The sequence below is a fragment of the Bizionia sediminis genome, from assembly GCF_042684585.1.
GTDB classification, from domain to species: domain Bacteria; phylum Bacteroidota; class Bacteroidia; order Flavobacteriales; family Flavobacteriaceae; genus Algorimicrobium; species Algorimicrobium sediminis.
This window is the reverse complement of sequence record NZ_JBHULS010000014.1, coordinates 1-3,545: the sequence shown is the minus strand read 5'-3', so window position 1 is coordinate 3,545 and position 3,545 is coordinate 1. Positions and strand designations below refer to the sequence as shown.

Annotated in this window: 3 protein-coding genes; all 3 read right to left on the bottom strand. The window is 32.1% G+C overall.

The features are described from left to right. Positions 1–255 precede the first annotated feature (255 nt). Complete coding sequence (locus ACFSQP_RS13000; protein ID WP_376895196.1) at positions 256–1,125, bottom strand: exonuclease domain-containing protein; 870 nt, start codon at positions 1,123–1,125, stop codon at positions 256–258. Beyond that, positions 1,125–1,496 carry a hypothetical protein gene (locus ACFSQP_RS12995; protein ID WP_336129236.1) on the bottom strand — a complete coding sequence of 124 codons (372 nt, stop codon included), beginning with the start codon at positions 1,494–1,496 and terminating at the stop codon, positions 1,125–1,127. Before ACFSQP_RS12995 ends, ACFSQP_RS13000 begins: the two co-directional genes overlap by 1 nt. 146 nt (positions 1,497–1,642) lie before the next feature. Next, the gene (locus tag ACFSQP_RS12990) at positions 1,643–2,842 is read right to left on the bottom strand and encodes a DUF3883 domain-containing protein (RefSeq protein WP_376895194.1); all 1,200 of its coding nucleotides are present in this window, start codon (positions 2,840–2,842) and stop codon (positions 1,643–1,645) included. Between the last annotated feature and the right edge of the window lie 703 nt (positions 2,843–3,545).

Below are 3,545 nucleotides of genomic sequence, written 5' to 3'. Positions count from 1 at the left end.
AATCAGCTTTTGCGAGCGGCTAATCACTCAGAGTGATTTAATCAATCGTAATGAGTTTTTTTTAATTTCTTAAAGTTTGCGAGTTTGCAAGGTCCGTTGCTGCTCGTTTCAACTTGTGCCTAACGGTTGGGCTATGAGTAGTTGCGTGGTTTAGCACTTAACTTTGCAAGTACACACCAAACTGAAAATCCGCGAGGATTTTCAGAAATAGGCGAGAACAAGCAATTACTTATAGCCATTGTTAGGCAAAGTTATTTATTCTTTATTCGATTCATATAATGCAACAAAATCAGATTCTTTTAATATTCGTAAATTTTGTCCTTTTATTTTCAATTCTTCTGCTTTCAAATGTTTAGAACTTTTCTTTTTTCCTGAAAGTTTACTAATATCTTGGTCTCCTACAACTAAAAGTGTTGTTTTTTTCGTTACGCTGTTTACAACATTGCAACCAATTTCAGATGCAAGTATAGAAGCTTCTCTTCTCGGAATTTGTAATGAACCTGTAAACACTAAAACTTCTCCGAACAAATTTCCATCAGGATTTCCCTCTTTTGAAACAGATTTACTGTAAGTTTTTGCGTTTGCTAAAATTGGATTATTTACTCTTATAAGCCAATCATCAATGGTGTTCTCTTTTTCTTTAATTGCGGAAATTAAAATATGTGCACAAGCTTTAGCATCTTCTAAAGCATCGTGGTGATTAAAAGAGAAATTCAATTTTTTACAAACATTCGCAAGTCCATATCCTTTGTATGCAAATTCTTCCCAACATCTTCGAGCAACTTTTGCTGTATCTATCCAATTATTTTGGATTGCTGGAAGTCCATATTTTTCACAGGTTCTATTTATTGAAACTCTGTCGAAATGAGTATGACAAACACAAACATAATTTTCTAAATTTTGTTTAAGAACCTCATATATTTCTGGGAATTTTGGGCTTTCAATTACATCATCTTCTGTAATGTTGTGTATTGACTCATTCCAAAAGTCAAAATAATCTTCTGGATTTATTAAACTTGACCATTCTTTCTTTATTTGACCGTTTTCATAAATCACAAATCCAATTTGACAAATTGATGCCATATCAGAGTTTGCAGTTTCAACGTCAATAGCTAAAAAGTCCATTAGTTAGCATTTTTTAATTTTTCTAAATCCATTGTAAAGGTTACTATCATTTTTGTTTTTGTACAAGTCAAAACCACTTCCTCATTCATATCAATATTCAAATCTTCTCCTCGAAGTGCTTGCCATTTAGCGATGTAATTTAATGCTCCAATTTTTTCCTTTTTCTTTAAAGCCTTGTCAATTCCGCCTTTATATCCAAGTACTGGTAATTCTCCTCTTTTTGCTTTTTCTGCTAATTCAGGTTCTTTTATTGCTAACGCTCTACCAACTTCATAATTTTTTATCAAGCCTTTGTCTTCTTTTCTCCAAGTTTCTTCCCAAGTCAGATTCTGTCTATCAGGTTCTGAAAAACTTCTGTAAATTTTTGTCATTGTCGTTGGTTTTTAATTTTGCCTAACGGTTTTGTATATGAAAAGTAGCGGATTTTTAAGCACTAACTTTTCGGATTATAACTGACCTTTAATTTATTCATTTTCTTTTGATTAAGCGATTAAACCGCTATTTTTTATATACGTTGTTACCCACTGGCTTTTTTCATATTCACTTTGTAAGTCAACGGAATTTCACAAAGGTTTGATAAATCTCCTTTGATAATCAGAAGTTCAGCATTTTCTGTTTCGTCATCAAATGAGTAAACTCGGTAAAGTCGATAATTATCTTGCTCAATTATACTTTTCTCTAATTCGTTTCTTGTTATGTAAAAGGTTGAATTTACATTTCCTTTTGTTGTTTTGACTTCTATGTAAATTTTGTTTCCGTTAATGTCATAGGAAAGAATATCGTACCCTAATCCATCTCCTTTTTCCTTGGCAACGTGTTTTATTTTTTTAGCCAATTTTGATTTGTTGGCTTGTTCTAATTTTTGTTTTTCTCTCTCAATGACCCAAAGTTCGCCTAAATCTCCAATTCTCTTATTTTCAATATTGTTTTGTATGTAATTTATTGTTCTTGGCGTAAAATCAATTTCCGTTTCGGTTAATCTGATTTCAGTTGATTGAATTTTTGTAGGTGCTGTTTGTTTAATAGTTTTTTGCTCAATAATTTCTTTTGGTTCTAAATGACGAACCACAGCATAAACAAAGTCTTGAGTAAGAATATTTAGATTTTCGTCATAATAACAGTCGTCAGAAATTCTGTTTTTGTGCAGTTTTAAAAGTTCTTGGTCATTTGATAATTCGTGTTTTAAAAGATTGCAAAGTGTTTGAAATTGTCCAATATTTTCAATTCTTCCCGCAACTGGTTTGTACGAATAGTCAATTTTTTCTGCGAATGACTTGAACATTCTTTGCTTATAGAAAAAGTATCTTTCTGGATAACGCAAAGCCAAATAAACTATTACAGCTCTGTGGTCTTGATAGTCTTTTAAGTCCGTGAAATTTTCTTCATTTAGTTTTTTGAAGTCAGAACGGAAAAGTTCAATTCTTTCAAATATGTCATAGTCTTCATCAAAAAGATATTTGAAAAGCGTTCGGATTTTTTCAGGTGTTTCTTCCGTGTTTTTAAGTAACATTCGTTTCGGGAAATATTGTCCCGAATCAAGTAAGTTGGCGACCAATTTTAATGAATTGTCCAACATTGAGTAAAAGTCAGACGCATTAATGTCCCAATTGTCTTGGAATTGTTTTACTGCTTTCCATTTGTAAATCTCTTGTTGGTTTACAAAATCAAATTGATTTTTATATTCTCTAATGTATGATTTTACTAATTGTCTGTTCATTCACGGAATTTTGTTCAGCTTGTGGGTAACGGCCTGGTGTATGATTTCGTTGCGATCAGTTAGGAGTTAAAGTTAGTAAATAAAAACGAGATTTAGGTATTGGATAATTTTTCGCAAGTAGGTAAGAACTAGCAATGAATTATACACATTGTTAGGCACTGGTTTTTAGGTTCAGATGTTCGCTTGTTGGTTTTTTTAAATTTTTGAGTTAAAAAATTGCTTTGTTAAACATCAAAAATATTGTAAAAAAAATCGACACTAGCGGGAGGATTTTCTGAAGCTGCTTGGTCATTCACCTTTTATTTTCGGAAGGTGAATCACACGTTATCAGATTAAAATTTAAGGGTCAATATTCATGAAGTGGTTTGTTAATTTTTGTCGTCCAAGGTGATAAGCCAAAAGTTGAGTTTTTTCCATAAAGTTCTATGAATAAAAATGACCCTGGGCGGGTTTGGAATCAGATTTTACGAGCGGCTAATCACTCACAGTGATTTAATCAATCGTAATGAGTTTTTTTTAATTTCTTAAAGTTTGCGAGTTTGCTAGGTCCGTTGCTGCTCGTTTCAACTTGTGCCTAACGGTCTAGTGTATGATTTCGTTGCGATCTGTTAGGAGTTAAAGTTAGTAAATAAAAACGAGATTTAGGTATTCGATAATTTTTCGCAAGTAGGTAAGAACTAGCAATGAATTATACACATTGTTA